We start from the raw sequence: 22557 nt of genomic DNA, 5'->3' as shown, positions 1-22557 counted from the left end.
GTGATAACCAGCAGACGTTCCTCTTAAAAAAAGCCCCGAACAAGAGATGTTCGAGGCTGATTATTGTCGAGGCGATTTGTTATTTTATTTTCTCAATCAACGAATTATTGATATCTAAGATATCCTGCTCATTCAATGTACCCACAGCCAATTTAAGGTTTAGAACACTTAAAATGTAGTCGTAACGAGCATTTGCTAGGTTACGGTTAGAGTCATATAAACGGCGTGTAGAATCCAATACATCAACAATAGTACGAGTTCCTACATCAAATCCTGCTTCAGTCGCTTCTAAAGCTGATTGTGCAGAAAGAACAGATTGCTTATAGGCCTTTAATGCGCCAATGGAGGCATTAATGTTGTTGTTATAACCACGAACGGCTTTAACGACACTACGGTAAGTTGCTTCAAGATCTTCACTGGCTGCGACATAGGCAAATTGAGCCTGGCTTTCTAACGAACTGGTATTGCCACCTGAATAGATAGGTACCACTAGGTTGATTCCTGCCTTCAGATCGTTAGCATCATGATTTAGACCCGTGTTATTAATATAATCATAATCGGTATAACCGTATGAGGCATCAAAAGTCAGCGATGGAAGGTGGCCAGAGCTGGCTAACGAGATGTTATCTTTGGCGATATCTTGATTAATTCGCGCCGCTAACAGACTCAAGTTTTTCTGTTGAGCTTCATCAACAAGGGCTTGGCTTGAGCTTTCCGGAGTACGTGCTGAAAAACGTTTTGTATCTAATATACTTAATGTTTTATGCTCTTGTCCGGTAATTTCACGTAGGCCTTCATAACTGTTTACCAGTGCATTTTCAGACAGAATTTCATCCGCTAATACCCCATCATATTGCGCCTGAGCATCGTGGACATCAGTAATGGCAGAGAGACCAACATCAAAACGCTGTTTAGTTTGCTCTAGCTGGCGAGCAACGGAGGCTTTTTCTGCACGAACAAACTCTAAATTATCCATGGCACGCAGAACTTCAAAGTAGGCTTGAGCAACACGAAGAATAACGTCTTGTTGTTCAGCGGCGTAAGCAGAGTCAGACTGTCGCGCTGTTTTTTCTGCGGTGTCTAAACTGATCCAACTTGAACGTTGATACAACTCTTGCTGTAATGAGATACCAGCGTTAATAATATTATTTTCATTGGAGTCGTAATTTGAGCGGGTCATATTATAGCCCGCTGTTAAATTAATCTGTGGTAGCAATGAACTTTGAGTAGAGTTGATCGCTTCAAATGCAGCGTCTTTTTGCGCAGCTGCTCTTAGTAACTGTGGATCATTCTCTTTAGCTTGATTATAAATGTCGGCTAAGTTGTCGGCCATAGCTAGTTGAGTAAAGCTACCAAGAGCCATACTGATAACAAGAGGAAGCAATTTTTTCATGAGAGCTGTACCTGCATTTTGAGTATATTAATCATTAGTTAGTAGTAGAGTTTAACCTAACTCAGACATGAATTGCTTGAAAGATTACGTTTTTTTACGTTTTGATTGAACAATAATCAATCAAATTGGCTGTCAGAGATTAATAAAATGAAGCATTATCCATTCTAATTTATAGTTTGGGTGCTTCTGAGCGTAATAAGTTCATTTTCAAAAGGCACTATTCTTATGTTCGAACAGAAAAAGATGGAAAAAAAATCAGAAACCTTCAATAAACAAGATGTTGAAATTGTGTCAAAAAAATCACTGTTTAATGGTTTTTTTAGTATGGTGAAATACACATTTCGTCATCGCCTTTTTTCGGGAGGGTGGAGTCATAACATTGAAAGGGAGATGTTTGAGCGTGGACACGCCGCGGCACTGCTGCCATATGACCCTATACTGGATAGAGTGGTGTTAATTGAGCAGATCCGTGTAGGGGCACTTGAAGATAGATCGCCTTGGCAGTTTGAAATTATTGCAGGAATGATAGATAAAAATGAGTGCGCTGAAGAGGTGGTTCACCGTGAGAGTATGGAAGAAGCGGGGTTAACTGTGATATCGACCGAAAAAATCACAAGTTATTTTCCGTCATCAGGCGCTTGTTCTGAACGATTAGATCTGTTTGTTGGCATCGTTGATAGTCGTCAAGCTGGTGGTATACATGGCTTAGAAGAGGAAGGGGAAGATATTAAAGTTCATATTGTGAATAGAGAACTCGCTTACTCAATGTTGATTAGTGGTAAAATTGAGAATTCGGCCTCAATTATTGCATTGCAATGGTTGGAATTGAATAATTCACGTTTAAGATCACTGCATTCAAATTATGAATAAGAGACAATATCATGTCGATCTAGCGGATCTTATGCGGGTTTATGAAACCAATTACGCAAAGTTGAGTTCCTTGTTACCAAGAAGCAACAACGTAGATGATCAATGCTGTTATCAAGTTGAAAAACAGCGTTATCAGATAAAAATTATTGAAGTAACGGTTTATACAACTCTGATCGATATTTGGCAGGTTGAGGGTGATGCTCAATACCCCCTTCCAAAATTAACGGTAAGACTCTACCACGATGCTAAAGTAGCAGAAGTGTGTGCAGCCGAAAGTCTTTCCAGAGTGAAGCCTCGCTACCAATATCCAAATGTAAAAATGCTTCAAAAAGATGAAAAGCTGCAGTTGAATCGATTCTTAGGGGATTGGTTAACCTTCTGTCTTAAACGTGGTGTGACTGGAACACTGATAATTTAATATTTACAACAGGGTTATTGACGTTTTGCAACCTGATTTATTGCCATTAGAACATTCTGAAAATACAGTGTTATTTCAAGTAACGGATACCCATTTGTATGGTAATACAGATGGTGCGTTGCTTGGTGTAAGGACATTAGACAGCTTCCATGCTGTTGTTGACAGTATTGTTGAGTCAAATCTTAATTGCGATGCGATCTTAGCGACTGGTGATATCTCTCAAGATCATTCCACCCTCTCTTATCAACGATTTGCTGATGGGATCTCGGCAATTAATAGCCCTTGTTACTGGCTGCCAGGTAACCACGACTACAAACCAAGCATGGGGGCGGTATTACCTTCAGAGCAGATCAAACCAAGCACTCACGTATTACTGGGTGATAACTGGCAAATGATTCTGTTGGATAGTCAGGTTGAAGGGGTTCCTTATGGTGAACTGAGTCAATGGCAACTCGACCAACTTGATGAGCAACTGTCACAGTATCCTGAGCGTCATACTCTTGTATTGTTGCATCACCACCCGCTACCAGCCAACAGCGCTTGGCTTGATCATCATCAACTTCATAATAAAGATGAGTTGTGGTCAGTGCTTGCAAAGCATAACAATGTGAATGCCATCTTATGCGGACATATCCACCAAGCGCTAGATATTGAGATGAATGGTGTAAGAGTGATGGCAACACCCTCTACGTGTGTACAGTTCCTGCCTAATTCCAATGATTTTGCTGTAGATCAACAAGCTCCGGGTTGGCGACGATTAGAATTATTAGCCACGGGAAAAATAAAAAGTGATGTATTTCGATTAACTCATAACCACTTCCTGCCTAATTTAAACTCATCTGGGTATTAATAATTATGGCTGTGTTTAAACCCAGTATGCTTCTTTATATTCACGGCTTTAATAGCTCTCCCTTATCACACAAAGCTCAAGTGATGACCACATTCTGTCAACAACACCGTTCTGACATTCGAGTGGAGGTACCACGTCTACCTTGCTTTCCTCGTGATGCCGCATTCATGTTGAAAAGCATAGTGGAACAGCATAAAAATGATTATCATATTGGCTTGGTTGGCAGCTCGTTAGGGGGCTATTTGTCAACATGGCTTAATTCTCTCTATGGCTATAAAGCCGTGTTAGTGAATCCTGCGGTTCGTCCCTATGAGTTATTGGCTGATTATCTTGGCCCACAAGTTAACCCCTATACCGATGAAGAGTACCTACTTTCATCGCAGCATATTAATGAACTCCGTGAATTGGATGTTATTGAAATAGCGCAACCAGATGATTTTTGGTTGTTGCAACAACAAGATGATGAGGTATTGGATTACCGTCAAGCTGTCGCCAAATATGTTGGTGCAAAACAAACAGTTGAAGCGGGAGGAGACCATAGTTTTATTGACTTTGAGCGTTATCCTTCTCAAATAATCCAGTTTTTAAACCTTTGATAGGTTATCACAAATTGATAGTTTCCCAGCGTATGCGACTTGACATTGATTCGCCGCTTTCAGACTATGTAATCAAACTTTAAGTACCTTCAGAGATATGACAGAACAATATAATGCAGGAGCCATTGAGGTTCTAAATGGCCTTGAGCCAGTACGTCGCCGACCAGGCATGTACACCGATACCGTTCGACCTAACCACTTAGGTCAAGAGGTTATTGATAACAGTGTTGATGAAGCTTTAGCTGGCCACGCGAGTAAAGTTCAAGTCATATTGCATCCAGATCAATCCCTTGAAGTGATTGATGATGGGCGAGGCATGCCCGTCGATATCCACCCAGAAGAGAAGATGTCTGGTGTTGAGCTGATATTTTGTAAACTTCATGCTGGTGGTAAGTTCTCTGGAAAAAACTATCAGTTCTCTGGAGGCCTTCACGGTGTTGGTATCTCCGTGGTTAATGCGTTATCTAAACGTGTTGAAGTGACGGTTAGGCGCGGTGGTGAAGTTTATGAGATGGCATTTGAGAATGGTAATAAAGTCTCTGAGTTAGAGGTGACGGGCACATGTGGACGTCGAAATAAAGGGACTTCCGTTCACTTTTGGCCTGATGGCAGTTATTTTGACTCAGCGAATTTTTCAGTCTCTCGTTTAATTAACAACCTAAAGGCAAAAGCGGTATTATGCCCGGGTCTTGAAATCACCTTCAGTGACAAGGTTAACGGCAATGAGCATAAGTGGTTTTACGAAGATGGATTGAATGACTATCTTGCTGAAGGTGTAAAAGGATTTACATTACTGCCTGAAACACCTTTTACGGGTGTATTTAGCGGAAACAGCGAAGCGGCTGATTGGGCGGTGATTTGGTTACCTGAAGGGGGAGACTTAATCACTGAAAGTTACGTGAATCTGATCCCAACAGTACAAGGTGGTACTCATGTTAATGGAATGCGCCAAGGCCTATTAGATGCCATGCGCGAGTTTTGTGAGTTTAGAAGTTTATTGCCTCGCGGGGTGAAGTTAACCGCCGATGATATTTGGGAGCGTTGTGCCTATGTGTTATCGGTTAAAATGCAAGACCCACAGTTTGCAGGCCAGACCAAAGAACGCCTCTCTTCACGCCAGTGCGCTGCTTTTGTTTCAGGTGTCGTGAAAGATGCCTTCAGTTTGTGGTTGAATGAAAAACCGCAAATCGCTGAATTACTCGCTGAAAGTTGCATTGCTAACGCGCACCGTCGTATGCGTGCCAGCAAGAAAGTTGTACGTAAGAAGATTGCTTCCGGCCCTGCACTTCCGGGGAAATTAACCGACTGTTCAGTTCAAGATCTTAACCGTACAGAACTCTTCTTAGTGGAAGGGGACTCTGCGGGCGGTTCTGCAAAGCAGGCGAGAGATCGTGAGTTTCAGGCTGTGATGCCACTGCGCGGAAAAATCTTGAACACCTGGGAAGTCTCAGCGGATCAAGTGCTTGCCTCACAAGAAGTGCACGATATCTCAGTGGCATTAGGTATTGATCCAGACTCAGAAGATTTGAGCGGTCTGCGTTATGGTAAAGTCTGTATTCTTGCCGATGCGGACTCCGATGGGCTGCATATTGCGACATTATTGTGTGCTCTCTACTTGAAACACTTCAAGTCATTAGTGCGTGCTGGCCATGTCTATGTTGCTATGCCACCACTGTTTCGAATCGATTGCGGTAAAGAGGTTTTTTACGCTTTAGATGAATCGGAAAAAGAGGGGATCTTAGATCGCCTAACGAACAAACGTTCGAAAGTTAATGTTCAGCGATTCAAAGGACTGGGTGAGATGAACCCACTTCAACTGCGCGAAACGACCATGGATCCCAATACGCGTCGTTTGGTGCAGCTAACCATCGATGATGATGAAAAAACGGATGAGATGATGGATATGTTACTGGGGAAAAAACGCGCGGATGACCGCCGTACCTGGTTACAGTCTAAAGGCGACTTAGCCGACGTTTAACTAACAATTTTGTAAGCTACATAAGCTTGCATGTATCGATTACTGCTCAATCGTTTTATTGAGCAAGTAGAGAATGAATGGATTAAGTCAATGACCGATCTCTCTTTAGAAGGTGTAGAGCAGCTTCCACTGCGAACGTTTACCGAAGACGCCTATTTAAATTACTCCATGTACGTAATCATGGATCGCGCTTTACCTTATATCGGTGATGGCCTTAAACCGGTACAGCGTCGTATTATTTATGCGATGTCTGAGTTGGGTCTGTCTGCTAACGCAAAGTACAAAAAGTCAGCTCGTACCGTAGGTGATGTGTTAGGTAAATATCACCCTCACGGTGATTCAGCTTGTTATGAAGCGATGGTCTTAATGGCTCAGCCTTTCTCATACCGCTATCCATTAGTCGATGGACAAGGGAACTGGGGAGCGCCAGATGATCCTAAATCATTTGCTGCAATGCGTTACACCGAATCAAAGCTATCAAAGTTTGCAGATGTACTGTTAGGTGAGCTGGCACAGGGCACGGTAGAGTGGCAGCCAAATTTTGATGGCACCATGAACGAACCTGTTATGCTACCGGCCCGTCTGCCGCATATTCTGCTAAATGGCATTACAGGTATTGCAGTGGGCATGGCAACCGATATCCCACCTCACAATGTTCGTGAAGTGGCCAATGCAGCGATTCACTTGATAGATAATCCGAAAGCGGATCTCGAGCAGGTGATGGAGCATGTTAAGGGACCTGATTACCCAACCGAAGCTGAAATCATCTCTCCTGACACTGAACTTAAAAAGATTTATCGTACCGGTCGAGGCAGCATCAAAATGCGTGCCGTTTGGCACAAAGAGGGGACGGATGTTGTTATAACCGCGCTTCCTCATCAAGTGTCAGGCTCTAAACTGCTAGAACAAATTGCCAATCAGATGCGAGCTAAAAAGCTTCCAATGGTTGATGATTTGCGTGATGAATCTGATCATGAAAACCCGACTCGAATTGTTGTGGTACCCAAATCCAATCGAATTGATTGTGATCAGCTTATGAATCACCTATTTGCTTCAACTGAGCTTGAGAAAAGCTTCCGAGTAAATTTAAACATGATTGGCTTAGATGAACGTCCGCAGGTGAAGAACTTGGTGATGATTCTGAATGAGTGGATTGAGTTTCGTCGTGGAACAATTCGACGCCGTTTACAGCACCGTTTAGATAAAGTACTTGCTCGGTTACACATCTTGGATGGTTTGCTGGCTGCTTACCTGAATATCGATGAAGTGATAGAGATCATTCGAACTGAGGATAACCCTAAACAGGTATTCATGGACCGATTTGGTTTATCTGCGATTCAATCTGAAGCCATACTTGAGATTAAACTTCGTCAGTTAGCAAAACTGGAAGAGGTGAAAATCCGCGCTGAGCAAGATGAACTGGCGACTGAACGCGATAAACTTGAAAAGCTATTAGGCTCTGAGCGCCGCTTGAATACGTTAATGAAAAAAGAGATTCAAGCAGATGCCGACAAGTTCGGTGATGAGCGTCGCTCACCAATTATCGAGCGAGCAGAAGCGAAAGCGTTGACTGAACGAGATCTGATTCCAAGTGAAGCGATCACTGTTATTTTGTCTGAAAAAGGTTGGATTCGACATGCGAAAGGTCATGACGTCGATCCGGAAACACTGAATTATAAATCAGGTGATGAATATTTAGCGCACGCGAGGGGAAAGAGTAACTTCCCTGCGGTATTTATTGGCTCAAATGGCCGAAGCTATGCGTTAGAGTCTCACTCTCTTCCTTCAGCAAGAAGTCAAGGCGAGCCAATTACGGGGCGCTTAAATGTCACTGCTGATAGCTCTATACGTCAAGTGGTGATGGGCAGTGAAGAGCAAGCGTGGTTAATGGGCTCTGATGCGGGTTATGGGTTTGTGTGTAAAGGCAGTGACATGCTGTCAAAAAACAAGAGTGGTAAGGCGCTACTATCACTTCCTGAAAACTCAAACATTATGCCGCCAGAACAAATTGGGGATTTGAATCAAGATGAGATTCTTGCGATTACCAATGAAGGTCGGATGCTGCTGTTCCCAATTAAAGATTTACCTCAATTGGGTAAAGGGAAAGGGAATAAGATCATTAACATTCCTGCAGCGCGCTCTAAAGCGAGAGAGGAGTTTTTATCTCACCTGATCCCACTGCCTCAAGGTGCGACGGTTACTCTGTTTGCAGGTAAACGCAAGCTTGGGTTAAAAGTCAGCGATCTTGACAATTTCCGTGGTGAGCGTGGTCGACGAGGTAGCCTATTACCGAGAGGGTTACAGCGTGTGACTCGAATTGAAGTTGAACTAACTCATACAGAGACTGTTGAATCTCAAGAGTAACCGTTACCGGTTAAAGTTAGACTCAATAAATAAACAAAAAGCCCTCAATAATTTAATTGAGGGCTTTTTTAATTCTACCTTAGAAAGAGTATTACTCTTGGGTATCTTCTTCGATAGTGACCGATAACGTCATTTTTTCCCCGTCCCGAATGATGTCCATTGGCACGGTGGTTCCTGGCCTCAATGCAGAGACGATATCAAGAACGCTTTGTCTGCCCGTCACTTTTTTATTATCAATAGCAATCAATAGATCCTGAACATGAAATCCGGCTTTCTCGGCTGGACCATAAGGGGCCATACCCACAACCAATATGCCACTTATCTGTTCGGTATTCATTAAACGAGCCATAACTGGGTTAATATCTCGACCATCAATACCGATGTAACCACGGATTACGCGCCCATCCGCAATGATCTTCTTCATCACGGTATCAGCTAATTTATAGGGAATAGCAAAAGAGATGCCGTAAGTTTCTAGATCGGTGGCCTGTTGAAATGAGGCGGTATTAATACCAACCAGTTCGCCATTTGAGTTAACCAGAGCCCCGCCTGAATTACCTTGATTGATCGCTGCATCTGTTTGTATGAAGCTCTGTCTCCCCCATGAACTCAGCCCGTTTCGACCTGTCGCAGAGATGATTCCAAATGTAGTCGTTTGACCCAAGTTATAGGGGTTTCCTATGGCCAATACTACATCACCGATCTCAGCATTATAAGCAGGATTAAGTGGGATCACTGGGAGGTTACTGTCATTAATGCGAAGCAGAGCTAAATCAGTACGTTTATCTTTCCCGACTAGCTGAGCATTAAAGAATCGACCATCTTGTAGGGCAGCAATCACTTGATCAGCGTCAGCCACCACATGGTAGTTGGTAATGATGTAACCATTTTTGCTGACAATCACTCCTGAACCTAATCCTTGGGTATCCAGTTGCAATCGATCATCGTTACTGTATTGACGGCTGTATATATTAACGACGGCAGGAGCTGCTCGCCGCACCGCTGAGTTGTAGGAGTGGTGCGACTTTGTGGCGGCGACCTCTTCAGTGACCGTCACGCTATTACGTAGGTTTGGGATAGTGATAAGCAGCAATGCAGCCGTAACAATACCGATGACAATTGAACGGATTAAAAATGCCAAGTTATTTCCTCTAAACAGTTCAGATAAGGTGGAGTAGAGAGTCATTACGCCAGAGAAGAGAATAGCATTGAACAGAAGGGAAAAATAGTGAAGAGGGGGGACCTCTTCACTAACAAGGGGGTTAACGAACGACTAAGTAGAGAGTTTGTTCACCTCGTTGAATATTCAGTGCAAGAACACCTGGTTTCTCTTCGAGGACCTCCCTCAATTGCTTAAGGTTTTTGACTCGCTGTCTATTGATGCCAATAATAATATCACCGCTTTTCAGGCCATATTTTAGTGCTGCTGAGCCGTCTGCAACATTAGCTACTTTGACACCTTTTACTTGGTCGTCGTGGTTACTATTGACTAACTCAGCACCCGCTAACCCAGAGTGTAGTTTATCTGCTGCGGTTTTCTGCTCTTCAAGTGCCTGTAATACAACTGAGTATATTTGCTCTTTGCCATCACGGATAACACCAAGGGAAATGGTTTTTCCAGCTCCAAGAGTGGCAACTTTAGCTCTGAGTTCGCTAAATGTACGAATGCTCTTATTGTTGACAGATATAATGATATCACCGGCCTTTAAACCCGATTTTTCAGCCGCACTTTCTGGCATGACTTGGCTAACGAACGCACCATGGTTGGTTTTGTAACCAAACGCCTCAGCAAGCTCAGCCGTTAATTCACCGCCTTGTACCCCGAGTACCCCTCGTTTTACTTGGCCGTACTCGATAATCTGCTCTGAAAGATTTTTGACCATATTGGCTGGAATCGCAAAACCGATACCAACATTGCCACCATTTGGCCCTAGTATGGCAGTATTGATGCCGATTAACTCACCATTCAAATTCACTAGAGCGCCCCCGGAGTTACCACTATTAATGGCGGCATCGGTCTGAATGAAGTTTTCAAAGTTTTCTATGTTCAATCCACTTCTGCCAAGTGCAGAGATAATGCCGGAGGTAACAGTTTGGCCCAATCCGAAAGGGTTACCAATAGCTACCGCAAAATCGCCTACTCTTAGTTGGTTTGAGTCAGCTAATGTTATTTCCGTTAGTTTGGCTTCGCTTTTGATTTTAACAATGGCGATGTCTGACATCTCGTCTCCGCCAATCAATTCTGCCTCTTTTTCTCGGCCATCATGAAGTTGGATACGAATACTGTCCGCATTATTAATCACGTGAAAGTTAGTGACGATATATCCATTTTCAGCATCAATAATTACACCAGACCCTAACCCTCTAAATGGTCGCTCTTGAACCTGCTCTGATGGGAAGTTTGGACCGAAAAAGTCGCGAAATTGTTCAGGAAGTTGACGGGTTGATACTTGCTTTCCCTCTACTGCAATACTGACAACCGCCGGAGTAACGCCCTCAAGCATAGGAGCTAGGCTCGGTAATGATTGGCCACTGATCGTTAGGGGGAGAGAAGCGTAAGTGGAAATTGGACTAATAAGAGCGCTGATACTTAAGGTAACAGCGCTAAGGATTAGTAATGGTTTCTTCATTGAATCGATACTCCAAATGTTGATGCTTAAAACAAAACTTTGAATACTCAATTATGACAAAAAAAACATCGGTTGGTTCCGTTAGGAAGCCGTGGCGCTTTGAGGCTTCTCTTTATAAGTGGTTTTAATCTCGTCTTTTAGTAGACCCGTTGCACCTTTAGCGTAATCTTTTGGTTGGTTCTGTTCATCAGTACTTTCGGTTTCGTCGCCCGATGTTTTTGACATATCTTCAATCTGTTCTGAAAAAGGATTGTCTTGTTGAGGTAAATTTGGCATCAGTTCTGACGAGGTTGTTGCCATGTGTTGATACAGTTTAGCGAAATCTTTAGATAAGGTATCTAACAGGCCTGCACTGGATGCAAAATGGTCGACAAGCTCCTGACGATACTGCTCTAACTCATATTGAGATTTCTCGAGTTCTTTTTGCAGATCTTTTTGCTGTTTAAACTGCGGGTGAGTAAAACGGGCAATCAGAAAGCCAACGCCAACACCGACAAGCAAAAATACAAATCCATAAGTTAAAGCCATAAATACTCCTTAAATTTGAGTCTGAATCTTTCGTTCATTAAGTTTACTTTCTTACTATACCATGCTCTTTCCATTGCATGGTACTATCAAAACAGGAACCAAGTAAGAATCAATGTAACCTAGAGAAGTGTGGTAGGCATGACGCCAATAGAAAAGTATCAAATTGATTTAACAACAAATGATTTTCAGTACGATGCGGCGCAAGAGCATGCCGTTCAATGTTTAAATGATCTTTACCTGCGTGTTGAGCAGTTACAAACCAGTCCCCTTAGTGGGAGTACAGCACCCTCTCAAGGTTTATTATCCCGACTGTTTAAAAAGAAAACCGCCACAACAACCGTAGAGCCCCTTCAAGGCCTCTACTTTTGGGGGGGAGTCGGACGTGGCAAAACCTATTTAGTGGATACCTTTTACGAGAGCTTAACCAGCGACCGTAAAATGCGTGTGCATTTCCATCGTTTTATGCAGCGGGTCCATGATGAGTTAACGGCGCTTGAGTATCAGTCGGATCCGTTACTATTGGTTGCAGACAAGTTTAAATCTGAAGCGGATATTATCTGTTTTGATGAGTTTTTCGTATCAGACATTACTGATGCGATGATATTAGGAACGCTTTTTGAAGCGCTGTTTGCCCGGGGAATCACCTTAGTCGCCACCTCTAATATTCCACCACATGATCTGTATAAAAATGGTTTGCAAAGAGCCCGCTTTCTCCCGGCAATAAAGTTGATTGAACAATATTGTGATGTCGTGAATGTCGACAGTGGTATTGATTACCGTCTTCGTACCTTAGAGCAGGCTGAGATTTATCACTACCCACTGGATGAGCAGGCGTCAAAAAATATCAATACATACTTTGAGCAGCTCTCATTTGAACCAAGGAATTATCAGCAGAAAATTGAAATTAATCACCGACAGTTACCTTGCTTAGCCGAGTCTGATGGAGTGGTTCATTTTAATTTTGAACAATTATGTCAAAGTGCGCGCAGTCAGAAAGATTACATTGAGCTTTCGCGAATCTATCATACGGTTCTGCTCTCTGATGTTACGATGATGAGTCGAGATTCGGATGATGCTGCAAGGCGCTTTATTGCAATGGTTGATGAGTTCTATGAACGTAATGTAACACTGATTATCTCAGCGGAAGTTGCACTGGAATCTCTCTACTCACAGGGCTCACTAGAGTTTGAATTTAAACGCTGCCAGTCACGTTTGATTGAGATGCAGAGTCATGAGTACCTCGGCAAGGACCATCTTCCTTAATAATGTAGAGATTGGTAATAGAAGCAAAAATGGCGTTAATTACTCTGTTTTTGCTTCAAATAGAGAAAAGTGGCTTTTTTTTCAGAAAATAGGTGATTTTTTCGTTCTGCTTCTCTATAATCCTGCGACCCACCGTTACTGTAATGGCAATTTGCCAGAGTGCCAACCACTCGAAGGGGTGATGACTGGGCTCAAAAACAGTGAGTTCATGCAATAGCATGTTCTTAAAGTGAACTATTTTAATACGGGTATTTTTAGCATGAAAACTTTCGTTGCTAAACCAGAAAGCGTAAAACGCGACTGGTATGTTGTTGACGCTGAGGGTAAAACTCTTGGCCGTATCGCAACTGAAATTGCATCTCGCCTACGTGGCAAACATAAACCTGAATACACTCCTCACGTAGATACTGGTGATTACATCATCGTTATCAATGCTGAGAAAGTGACGGTAACTGGTAACAAAGCTGCTGGTAAAATTTACTACAGCCATACTGAGTTCCCAGGCGGACTAAAATCAATTTCTTTCGAGAAACTGATTCAACGTAAGCCAGAAATGGTTATCGAACACGCGGTTAAAGGTATGCTTCCACGTGGTCCTCTAGGCCGTGCTATGTACCGTAAACTTAAAGTTTACGCGGGCGCTGAGCATAACCATACTGCTCAACAACCACAAGTACTAGACATCTAAGGGGATTATTGCAATGGCAGAGAATCAATATTACGGCACTGGTCGCCGTAAAAGTTCAGCAGCTCGTGTTTTCATGAAACCGGGTACTGGCAACATCGTAATCAACAAGCGTAGCCTTGACGTTTACTTTGGTCGTCCAACAGCACGTATGGTTGTTAACCAACCACTTGAGCTAGTTGAAATGACTGAGAAACTAGACCTATTCATCACTGTTAAAGGTGGTGGTATTTCTGGTCAAGCTGGTGCGATCCGTCACGGTATCACACGCGCTCTTATGGAATATGATGAATCTCTACGTCCTGTTCTACGTGCCGCTGGCTATGTTACGCGTGACGCTCGTTGCGTTGAACGTAAGAAAGTTGGTCTACGTAAAGCACGTCGTAAACCACAATTCTCAAAGCGTTAATTTTACGCGCCAGTTTACTGGTTTTATTGTGGAAAAAGCTCAGCATATGCTGGGCTTTTTTATATCTGTAAAATAGATAGTTGTTAACGTCCCTCCTCATAAGCACTTCAAATAGCCTTAATTATTGTTAATGAAATGTTACCCCATGCTTGGTAACAATGCCCCTTGAAATAAAAAGGCCATATATCTCACAAATGTTGCAAAAAAGTAGCTTTATCTTGTCATAAAGTGAGCTTTTCTTTATCATTTAGCGGTTGTGAAGTGACGACACCAAATGCGTCCCAATTTTGTTCACTCAGAAGCCATCATCTTGATTTCTGTGTAACCGTACCCTTGGGCATTGGTCGTAACTTATAAAATGGAAATAATAAAAATAACGCGAAAGCGATAGTGGAGAATGTGGATGAGCAATGCGCCAGTGAATAACGGTCGACGCCGCTTCCTGACCGCAACGACAGCTGTTGTTGGGGGGCTAGGTGCAGTAGGTGTAGCTGTTCCTTTTATTAAATCATGGAATCCGAGTGAAAGAGCTAAGGCTGCTGGCGCTCCGGTTGAAGTGGATGTTAGTAAAATTGAAGATGGTCAAATGGTTCGCGTTGAGTGGCGTGGTAAACCAGTATGGGTTGTTCGTCGCAGCCAAGCCATTTTAGATGTTTTAGATGGTCTTGGTGATCAGTTGCGTGACCCTGAGTCAGGTGAACCTCAACAGCCAGACTATGCACAAAATCAGTATCGATCTTTGAAACCAGAAATCTTTCTTGCAGTAGGTATCTGTACGCATCTAGGTTGTTCTCCTACTTATCTACCTGACAGTTTTAGTGAGCAGGTTGAAGGTGTTAGTTCTGGTTTCTTCTGCCCATGTCACGGTTCTAAATTTGATATGGCAGGTCGTGTATTCCAAGGCGTACCTGCTCCATTGAATCTAGTTATCCCGCCGCATCAATATTTGAGTGATACTCGAATTATTATCGGCTCAGATGGAGGAGATGCATAATGGAAGCATTACTCGGCTGGATTGAAAAACGTATACCTATGATGAATGCTTATAAAAAGCATTTGTCTGAGTACCCAATGCCAAAGACGTTTAACTTTTGGTATTTCTTCGGTTCTTTAGCGATGTTGGTGCTGGTCAACCAAATTCTAACTGGCATCTGGCTTACAATGAACTATGTACCGTCTGGCGAAGCGGCTTTTGCTTCGGTTGAATACATCATGCGTGATGTTGAGTACGGCTGGTTACTGCGTTATATGCACTCTACAGGCGCTTCGGCATTCTTTGTTGTTGTTTATCTGCATATGTATCGTGGCCTTATCTATGGCTCGTACCAGAAGCCTCGTGAATTGTTATGGCTCTTTGGTATGTTAATCTTCCTTGTGTTGATGGCTGAAGCATTCATGGGATATCTACTGCCATGGGGCCAGATGTCTTACTGGGGCGCTCAGGTAATTATCTCACTATTTGGTGCGATTCCGTTTATTGGCGATGATTTAACATTGTGGATCCGTGGTGATTACGTTATTTCAGGCGCGACACTAAATCGATTCTTTGCTTTGCATGTAATTGCTCTGCCTATCGTACTATTGCTCCTCGTGGTTTTACACGTATTAGCACTGCATGAAGTGGGTTCAAATAACCCAGATGGTATCGAAACCAAGCTACCAAAAGGCAGCCAAGGTGATGACTACCAGACACAATTCAAGTTCCATGAAGATTACACCAAGAAGTATGACATCATTGACTCTATTCCTTTCCATCCATATGGAACGGTAAAAGATATGGTGGGTATTGCTGGTTTCTTATTCCTGTTCTGTTATGTGTTGTTCTTTAATCCTGAAATGGGTGGTTACTTCTTAGAAGGGCCAAACTTTGAAGCGGCGAACTCACTGAAAACACCAGAGCATATTGCTCCAGTATGGTACTTCACACCATTCTATGCCATCTTGCGTGCGGTTCCTGATAAGTTATTAGGTGTTGTAGCAATGGGTGCGTCGATTGTTCTTCTGTTCTTATTGCCTTGGTTGGACCGTTGTAAAGTGCGTTCGTACCGTTATCGCAGTAAGATCCATCTGTTTAATATTGCTCAATTTACGATTAGCTTTATTATCCTAGGTGTATTAGGAACTCTTCCTGCTACTGGTTTGTACACGATTTTAGCTCAGATATTCAGTCTCTGTTATTTCATGTTCTTCGTGCTGTTATTTTTCTATAGCAAAAACGAAAAAACACAACCACTACCAACAAGGGTGACTTATAAATGAAAAAGTTGATTGTAATACTTTTTACTTTGCTGCCATCTCTTGTAATGGCGGCCGGTAGTAATGTTGCTCTAGATAAAGCAAACAATGATTTAACCGACAAAGCATCGCTGCAAAATGGTGCTAAGTTATTTGTAAACTACTGTTTAGCTTGTCACTCAGCACAGTATCAACGTTATAATCGTGTTGCCAAAGATCTGGGCATTCCTGAAGATCTGATGATGGAAAACATGGTGTTTGATCCTGATGCTAAGATCGGTGACCTCATGGTCAGTGCGCTTCCTCAAGAAGAAGCGGCTAAATGGTTCGGTGCTCCACCGCCGGATCTGACTATGGTTGCCCGAGTACGTGGAACGGATTGGTTATACACTTATCTTCGTTCTTTTTATGTTGATGCGAGTCGTCCATTTGGTGTGAACAATACTGTTTTCCCAAGTGTGGGGATGCCACATGTACTTGAAGAGTTGCAAGGTGTTCCAACGGCTGTTTATGAAACAGAGATGGTCGATGACGTTGAGCATAAAGTGATTGTTGATATCACCACTGACGGTTCAGGTGAATTAAGTGGCGGCGAATATGACAAAGCGGTTCTCGATCTTGTTAACTTCTTAGAATATTCCGGTGACCCTAGTAAACTTGAGCGTCAAAGCATTGGTTGGTGGGTAATGGGCTTCTTAGTAATATTTGCAATAGTTTCTGTGTTGTTGAAGAAAGAATATTGGCGAGATGTCCACTAATCGTGCTATCCTAATGCGCTATTAGTTATGCAATGGAGGCTATTATGCCTCCATTTCTTTTTTAAATATCCGTATATACTGGAGGCCCAATGGCTGTTGCTGTTAATAAACGCTCGGTTATGATCTTATTTTCGGACGCGTCTGATATTTATAGTCATCAAGTTCGTATCGTGCTTGCCGAAAAGGGTGTAAGCGTTGATATTGAATTGGTAGATCCAAGTAAGCTACCTGCTGAATTAGTTGAGTTAAACCCGTATAAAACGGTTCCGACTCTAGTGGATCGTGAGTTAGCTTTATATAACTCAAACATCATTATGGAATACTTAGATGAGCGTTTCCCTCATCCACCATTAATGCCTGTTTACCCAGTAGCTCGTGGTAATAGTCGTTTAATGATGTACCGTGTTGAACATAACTGGTACTCATTGGCTGAAAAAATCATGAAAGGTGCAATTAACGAGGCTGAAGCGGCTCGTATTAAACTTCGTGATGATCTATTAGCACTTGCCCCTGTTTTTGCTGAGTATAAGTACTTCATGAGTGAAGAATTTAGCTTAGTAGATTGCTATTTAGCGCCACTATTATGGCGCTTACCAGCAATGGGCATCGAATTAACAGGTCCTGGTTCAAAAGAGTTAAAAATTTACATGAGCCGTGTTTTTGAACGTGATTCCTTCTTAGCGTCTTTGACTGAGATTGAACGTGAGATTCATTTGGCTATTCGTTAATGAGCAGTTCGGAAATGACACCTCGTCGTCCCTACTTGGTACGTGCATTTTATGAGTGGATCGTTGATAACGAATTAACCCCTCATTTAGTCGTTGATGCAATGCTAGTCGGGGTTCGAGTTCCTATGGAATTCGTTAAAGATGGACAGATCATCTTAAACTTAGCGCCTCATGCAGTTGGAAATTTAGAGATTGGTAATGAAGCGATCACTTTTAGTGCACGTTTTAGTGGTCAACCTCACTCAATTATTGTTCCTATGTATGCCGTCGAGGCAATTTATGCTCGTGAAAATGGCGCTGGTACAATGTTTGAGCCTGAAAATGCTTATTCAATTGAGCAACTTAGTGAGCAGGTTGTTGAAGACGAGAGTGATAAAGAACCATTGTTAAGCAGTGTTAGTCAATCAACCAACAGTGAACAAGATAAACCGTCAGAGCCAAATCGTCCGACAGGCAAACCGAGTTTACGAGTGATTAAGTAACCTGAGACATATAAAAAAGCAGCGATTGATTCGCTGCTTTTTTTTGTCTTGATAATGGATGCCAGAAGTAAGTTTACTCGCCGTAATCAAACGCCTTCACTACGCTTTTAACCCCTTTTATATTCCGGGCTACGTTAGTGGCAAGATCACCCTGTTCAGGGGTAACCAATCCAATCAAGTAAACATGACCATTTTCAGTGATTACCTTTATATTGATACTATTAAGTTCGCCCTCAGTTAACAGCGCCGATTTAACTTTAGTGGTGATCCATGTGTCATTATTGACTTCAGTAAAGGTGAGGGGCTCACGAACTTCAATTTTATTATAGAGAACTTTGACTCCATCAAGTGCTTGAATTTGATCATTCAGCTGCTGTTTCAAAGCTTCGGTTTTGGCTTGTCCAATTAACAGGGTACGTCCATTGTAAACATTAGCACTAATGCGAGTATTGAAACGGTAAGGATCCTTGTTGGCCAGACCGGTAATTTCAAACTCTAAATCTTTCTCTTTTAACATTAGAGATGGGGAGCGCTCATCAGTAATAACCACAGCGGTAGTTGCTGCTCCGGCAATAAATAGCCCAGCACACCCTTGCAGTGATAGGACGACAAACAGTAATGAGGTTAGCTTAATCGATTTCATATTTACTCTTCATGTTGTGGAAACAGCACTTGATCAATGAGGTCACATAAGCAGTGTAGAGTGACAAGGTGAACTTCCTGAATTCTTGCCACTCGCTGAGATGGAATGCGTATCTCTACGTCAGACTCACCTAACAATCCCGCCATGACGCCGCCATCTTTTCCGGTTAGTGCGATGATAGTCATATCGCGGCTAACCGCTGCTTCCATTGCTTTAATAATGTCTTGGCTATTACCACTGGTTGAAATGACTAACAAAATATCGCCAGCTTGACCAAAAGCTCTCACCTGTTTGGCGAAAATCTCATTATAGTGATAATCATTGGCGACAGCAGTTAGCGTGGTTGAGTCAGCAGTTAGGGCTAAAGCGGGTAGACTCGGACGCTCGGTTTCGAATCGATTAAGTAAACAGGAGACAAACTGTTGTGCATTAGATGCGGAGCCGCCATTACCGCAGCACAGTATTTTATTGCCATTTAATAGGCTAGATACCATCGCTTGAGCGGCATTAGTGATAGCATCTGGTAATGCTTCTGCGGCTTCAATCTGAATTTGAATACTCTCTTTAAAACTGTCTCTAATGCTCTCTAGCATTGCTTACCCTTCAACGATTGCGTTTTTAATCCAATTAATGTCATTACCCTGATCATGGATGGCAATAACATCAAATCTGAATGATGCATGCTCAATAGAGATTCGGTTCTGTTTTAACCAATAAAAAGCAGCTTTTTTTACTCTTTGCTGTTTTTTCCAGTGAACCATCTCTTCTGCTGAGCCATAGCGTCTATTATCTCGATACTTTACTTCAATAAATACGATGGTATCGGAGTCTTTCATGATGAGATCCAATTCACCCATTTTACATATAAAGTTATGAGCAATAAAAGTTAAATTGTGGCGAAGCAGAAAATGCTTTGCCACTGATTCATAATGATTCCCTTTGTCACGTTTAGTCAGTAACGCCATGCTGATTCCAGCTTATTTGACGTTGAATAACACATTGACTGTCGATACTTAATGTTCCTGTTTTTCCTTCGGCACTGTATCCTTCGATTACTTTCATTTGTGGAAGTTCAGAAATTAACTGATAAGCATCCATTCCTAGAGCGTGAAGACGTGTTTCTGTTTTGTTGCTCTTAGGCCAGATCTTCTCAAACTTGGCCTTAAAGGCGGTATCCCCATCGACTAAAAATGGAATGTCACTAAACTCGACACCTTGAAGCTCAGACAATTGTTGTTGAGTACCGTTATTACTGCGTGAGCTTGCATATAGTTTAGGCGCTGCAACCCCTGGATTAATTGCGACTTCAATGAAGGGTTTTAATAAAGTCAATTCAGCACTAGTGGCAACCATGTAGACTGCGTCAATATCACGACGACTTCTCGCTTCATGTTTTATGTCCATATTAAGCAGCTGTGCCATCTGTTTGATCCGGCGTTCACTGGCCGATAACCCAAAAACCTCATTAACCTGGCGCTGCAGTTCTGAACGTTTACCAAAAAAATGTACATCAGGTTGTTCTGAGGTCAGCTGTTGCCATTTATCGGTAAAGGCTTGAGCAAGACGATCACCATATTTCCCTTTTGGAGCAAGGAAAAGAGGATGTTTATGACCCTTTTCAAATAGGTGTTCTGCGGCTTGCTCAACCTCTTGTTCTGGCGATAAGGTGAAATAACAACTGTTGTTTGCAGGGTTGATCTCATCTGGAATATTAAGCGCTAGCTGAGCGATAATGCCTCGGTTTAAATCTTGGAATTCTATTATTTCCGACTTTATCAGTGGGCCTACCACAAATTGCGTTTTATCCGCTTCAAGCTGTACAACAATATCATCCATCTTCACCTCATTGGTATCAATTACCTTAAAGTGAACAATTGCGTCTCTTTTACTGTCATCAAACATCGCATTAATAAAGCCATCTCTTACTCTTATCCCTTGTGGGCCAAATCGACCTGTTAAAGGAAGCAGCAGAGCAACATTTTCTGGTTGAATGATCTCAAGGGCTAGAATGTCTTGAATTTGTTGCGGTGGATAGACGTTTGCAGGATGAGTTGGGTGCTCACTGAACCATCTTTTTAACGATGACTGCAGTAGCATAGGTCTATCTTTTAACGTGTTTAGCTGCTGAGAGAGTGATAACCAGCCAGACAGTATAACTTCGTCATTTTTGATGGGTAAAGAGTCGGTTTCAACCAGATTAAGCGCAGAAACATGCTGCCAAACAGATGCCCAGAGTTCGCTGGTTCGCTCTTCACTTTTTGTATATCGAGCCAATTCAATGAGATCGCGACTGGCTTCAAGATAATCAGCAGTGAACAGATGCAGTTCATGACGAAGTTCATAATAGCGCTGCCACTGAGCCGCTTCTAATTGCCAGAATGGCTGAAAATCGAGCCGTTGCAGAGCTGAGAGGTAGTCAGATTGATTTCGTCTCAATTCAGCACGGGCAAGTTGCCACTCTGCGATTTGGCTGTGTGTCAGTGACTGAGTGACTAATCGGCCAATCAACAGTTCTGCTTGACGTTGATCATCCGCTGCTACCGCAGATTTTAATGCTAATATTAGCCAGTCACTCTGAGTGACGCCTTGGCTATTATCCGCTTTAAGGATATAAGCTGCTGACGATTCCGTTGGTGATGAGGTAATATCTGCACCTCTAGGTGCTTTAGTCGATGTTGTTGTACACGCTGCCAATGCAATTGCAAAGGCTACAGGGGTGATTAGTCGTGATACACTCTTACACTTGTGAGTTATTTTCGCCATGAGCTCAATTTAGTTGTCCTATAGAATTCCCCCTATGATAATCGCAGAAGAGATTGTAAACAAATGACTGATCAGAATTCATTCGTGCCAGGTGTCGCAACTTTGTACATTGTCCCCACTCCTATTGGTAATTTAGGAGATATTACCCAACGTGCTATTGAGGTGCTTAAAGGGGTAGATTTCATTGCGGCTGAAGATACAAGACATACTGGTAAGTTATTGTCTCACTTCATGATTTCAACTAAAACCTTTGCACTTCATGACCATAACGAACAGCACAAAGCGGACATGGTCATTGAACGGTTACAGCAAGGACAAAATATAGCACTTGTCTCAGATGCTGGAACGCCATTAATTAGTGACCCAGGGTATCATTTAGTGAACCGATGTCGTCAAGCGGGCGTCAATGTTGTTCCTTTACCTGGTGCGTGCGCTGTGATTACGGCGTTAAGTGCCTCTGGCCTGCCCTCTGACCGGTTCAGTTTTGAAGGTTTTTTACCTGCAAAAAGCAAAGGACGCCGGGATAAGATTGAACAGATTATGCAAGCGGAAAGAACCTGCATTTTTTACGAATCACCACATCGAATCATGGATTCCTTAGAAGATATGCTAGTGGTGCTAGGGCCTGAGCGACATGTGGTATTAGCAAGAGAGATCACTAAAACATTCGAAACCTTCCACGGTGCTCCTTTAGGTGAGTTAATTGAGTGGATCAAAGAGGATGATAACCGTAAGCGCGGTGAGATGGTGATACTCATTCACGGGTACCGAGCACCAGAAACAGATACAATTGCACGAGAAGCAACAAGAACATTAGAAATTTTAGTGAAAGAGTTGCCGCTCAAAAAAGCAGCAGCAATAGCAGCCGAAATTCATGGTGAGAAGAAAAATGCACTCTATAAGTGGGGATTAGAGCACTTAAGTTAATTTTTACTGGTAACTTCTATTCGGCTCTTATACAATC

24 protein-coding genes are annotated in these 22557 nt (G+C 42.6%); 16 read left to right on the top strand and 8 right to left on the bottom strand.

The window, feature by feature from the left end; all coding sequences use genetic code 11:
- Window positions 1–79 precede the first annotated feature (79 nt).
- On the bottom strand, window positions 80–1393 hold the full coding sequence (gene tolC, locus L4C32_RS02965) for an outer membrane channel protein TolC (protein WP_428195360.1): 1314 nt from the start codon (window positions 1391–1393) through the stop codon (window positions 80–82).
- A gap of 225 nt (window positions 1394–1618) precedes the next feature.
- Between tolC and nudF the strand changes: the two genes are divergently transcribed.
- The 6 genes from nudF (at window position 1619) to parC (ending at window position 8469) form a co-directional block, all read left to right on the top strand.
- Window positions 1619–2263, top strand: coding sequence for an ADP-ribose diphosphatase (gene nudF / locus L4C32_RS02960; RefSeq protein ID WP_428195359.1), 645 nt, complete (start codon window positions 1619–1621; stop codon window positions 2261–2263).
- Window positions 2256–2681 carry a DUF1249 family protein gene (locus L4C32_RS02955; protein WP_428195358.1) on the top strand — a complete coding sequence of 142 codons (426 nt, stop codon included), beginning with the start codon at window positions 2256–2258 and terminating at the stop codon, window positions 2679–2681. Before nudF ends, L4C32_RS02955 begins: the two co-directional genes overlap by 8 nt.
- A gap of 25 nt (window positions 2682–2706) precedes the next feature.
- The gene (cpdA, locus tag L4C32_RS02950) at window positions 2707–3531 is read left to right on the top strand and encodes a 3',5'-cyclic-AMP phosphodiesterase (RefSeq protein WP_428195357.1); all 825 of its coding nucleotides are present in this window, start codon (window positions 2707–2709) and stop codon (window positions 3529–3531) included.
- 5 nt (window positions 3532–3536) lie between these two features.
- The gene (yqiA, locus tag L4C32_RS02945; RefSeq protein WP_428195356.1) at window positions 3537–4127 is read left to right on the top strand and encodes an esterase YqiA; all 591 of its coding nucleotides are present in this window, start codon (window positions 3537–3539) and stop codon (window positions 4125–4127) included.
- Window positions 4128–4224: 97 nt separating this feature from the next.
- Complete coding sequence (gene parE, locus L4C32_RS02940) at window positions 4225–6105, top strand: DNA topoisomerase IV subunit B (RefSeq protein ID WP_428195355.1); 1881 nt, start codon at window positions 4225–4227, stop codon at window positions 6103–6105.
- A 90-nt stretch (window positions 6106–6195) separates the two neighbouring features.
- The gene (gene parC, locus L4C32_RS02935) at window positions 6196–8469 is read left to right on the top strand and encodes a DNA topoisomerase IV subunit A (RefSeq protein WP_428195487.1); all 2274 of its coding nucleotides are present in this window, start codon (window positions 6196–6198) and stop codon (window positions 8467–8469) included.
- 91 nt (window positions 8470–8560) lie between these two features.
- On the opposite strand, the gene degS is transcribed toward parC, so the two are convergent.
- The 3 genes from degS to zapG all read right to left on the bottom strand — a co-directional run bounded on the left by degS (window position 8561) and on the right by zapG (window position 11627).
- The gene (degS, locus tag L4C32_RS02930) at window positions 8561–9655 is read right to left on the bottom strand and encodes an outer membrane-stress sensor serine endopeptidase DegS (RefSeq protein WP_428195354.1); all 1095 of its coding nucleotides are present in this window, start codon (window positions 9653–9655) and stop codon (window positions 8561–8563) included.
- Window positions 9656–9731: 76 nt separating this feature from the next.
- On the bottom strand, window positions 9732–11099 hold the full coding sequence (locus L4C32_RS02925) for a Do family serine endopeptidase (protein ID WP_428195353.1): 1368 nt from the start codon (window positions 11097–11099) through the stop codon (window positions 9732–9734).
- A gap of 81 nt (window positions 11100–11180) precedes the next feature.
- Window positions 11181–11627, bottom strand: coding sequence for a Z-ring associated protein ZapG (gene zapG / locus L4C32_RS02920; protein WP_428195352.1), 447 nt, complete (start codon window positions 11625–11627; stop codon window positions 11181–11183).
- A gap of 138 nt (window positions 11628–11765) precedes the next feature.
- Between zapG and zapE the strand changes: the two genes are divergently transcribed.
- The 9 genes from zapE (at window position 11766) to sspB (ending at window position 18187) form a co-directional block, all read left to right on the top strand.
- Window positions 11766–12890, top strand: a complete 1125-nt coding sequence (gene zapE, locus L4C32_RS02915; protein WP_428195351.1) for a cell division protein ZapE — start codon at window positions 11766–11768, stop codon at window positions 12888–12890.
- Window positions 12859–13107 carry a hypothetical protein gene (locus tag L4C32_RS02910; protein ID WP_428195495.1) on the top strand — a complete coding sequence of 83 codons (249 nt, stop codon included), beginning with the start codon at window positions 12859–12861 and terminating at the stop codon, window positions 13105–13107. Before zapE ends, L4C32_RS02910 begins: the two co-directional genes overlap by 32 nt.
- Window positions 13108–13149: 42 nt before the next feature.
- Complete coding sequence (gene rplM, locus L4C32_RS02905; protein ID WP_428195350.1) at window positions 13150–13578, top strand: 50S ribosomal protein L13; 429 nt, start codon at window positions 13150–13152, stop codon at window positions 13576–13578.
- A 13-nt stretch (window positions 13579–13591) separates the two neighbouring features.
- Window positions 13592–13984: a 30S ribosomal protein S9 gene (gene rpsI / locus L4C32_RS02900; protein WP_428195349.1), complete on the top strand. Its 393-nt coding sequence runs from the start codon at window positions 13592–13594 to the stop codon at window positions 13982–13984.
- A gap of 403 nt (window positions 13985–14387) precedes the next feature.
- The gene (gene petA, locus L4C32_RS02895; RefSeq protein ID WP_428195348.1) at window positions 14388–14978 is read left to right on the top strand and encodes a ubiquinol-cytochrome c reductase iron-sulfur subunit; all 591 of its coding nucleotides are present in this window, start codon (window positions 14388–14390) and stop codon (window positions 14976–14978) included.
- Window positions 14978–16243: a cytochrome b gene (locus tag L4C32_RS02890; RefSeq protein WP_428195347.1), complete on the top strand. Its 1266-nt coding sequence runs from the start codon at window positions 14978–14980 to the stop codon at window positions 16241–16243. Before petA ends, L4C32_RS02890 begins: the two co-directional genes overlap by 1 nt.
- Window positions 16240–16977 (top strand): cytochrome c1, encoded by a 738-nt coding sequence (locus L4C32_RS02885; protein ID WP_428195346.1) that lies wholly within the window; start codon window positions 16240–16242, stop codon window positions 16975–16977. The genes L4C32_RS02890 and L4C32_RS02885 overlap by 4 nt, the downstream gene beginning before the upstream one ends.
- A gap of 89 nt (window positions 16978–17066) precedes the next feature.
- Window positions 17067–17705, top strand: a complete 639-nt coding sequence (gene sspA, locus L4C32_RS02880; RefSeq protein ID WP_428195345.1) for a stringent starvation protein SspA — start codon at window positions 17067–17069, stop codon at window positions 17703–17705.
- The gene (gene sspB / locus L4C32_RS02875) at window positions 17705–18187 is read left to right on the top strand and encodes a ClpXP protease specificity-enhancing factor (RefSeq protein WP_428195344.1); all 483 of its coding nucleotides are present in this window, start codon (window positions 17705–17707) and stop codon (window positions 18185–18187) included. The genes sspA and sspB overlap by 1 nt, the downstream gene beginning before the upstream one ends.
- Window positions 18188–18260: 73 nt before the next feature.
- On the opposite strand, the gene L4C32_RS02870 is transcribed toward sspB, so the two are convergent.
- From L4C32_RS02870 to L4C32_RS02855, 4 genes are read right to left on the bottom strand one after another with little or no spacing between them, the layout of a single operon-like run.
- The gene (locus L4C32_RS02870) at window positions 18261–18830 is read right to left on the bottom strand and encodes a BON domain-containing protein (RefSeq protein ID WP_428195343.1); all 570 of its coding nucleotides are present in this window, start codon (window positions 18828–18830) and stop codon (window positions 18261–18263) included.
- 2 nt (window positions 18831–18832) lie between these two features.
- On the bottom strand, window positions 18833–19423 hold the full coding sequence (locus tag L4C32_RS02865) for a phosphoheptose isomerase (RefSeq protein ID WP_428195342.1): 591 nt from the start codon (window positions 19421–19423) through the stop codon (window positions 18833–18835).
- A 3-nt stretch (window positions 19424–19426) separates the two neighbouring features.
- Entirely contained in the window at window positions 19427–19795 is a 369-nt protein-coding gene (locus L4C32_RS02860; protein WP_428195341.1) for a YraN family protein, read from the bottom strand.
- Window positions 19779–21593: a penicillin-binding protein activator gene (locus L4C32_RS02855; RefSeq protein ID WP_428195340.1), complete on the bottom strand. Its 1815-nt coding sequence runs from the start codon at window positions 21591–21593 to the stop codon at window positions 19779–19781. Before L4C32_RS02855 ends, L4C32_RS02860 begins: the two co-directional genes overlap by 17 nt.
- Before the next feature lie 63 nt (window positions 21594–21656).
- On the opposite strand from L4C32_RS02855, the gene rsmI reads away from it, so the two are divergent.
- Window positions 21657–22520, top strand: coding sequence for a 16S rRNA (cytidine(1402)-2'-O)-methyltransferase (rsmI, locus tag L4C32_RS02850; protein WP_428195339.1), 864 nt, complete (start codon window positions 21657–21659; stop codon window positions 22518–22520).
- Window positions 22521–22557: the final 37 nt, after the last annotated feature.

The sequence above is a fragment of the Aliivibrio kagoshimensis genome, assembly GCF_050337105.1.
Taxonomy (GTDB): Bacteria; Pseudomonadota; Gammaproteobacteria; order Enterobacterales; family Vibrionaceae; genus Aliivibrio_A; species Aliivibrio_A kagoshimensis.
The sequence above is the reverse complement of the archived record's forward strand: the minus strand, read 5'-3'. Positions and strand labels throughout refer to the sequence as shown.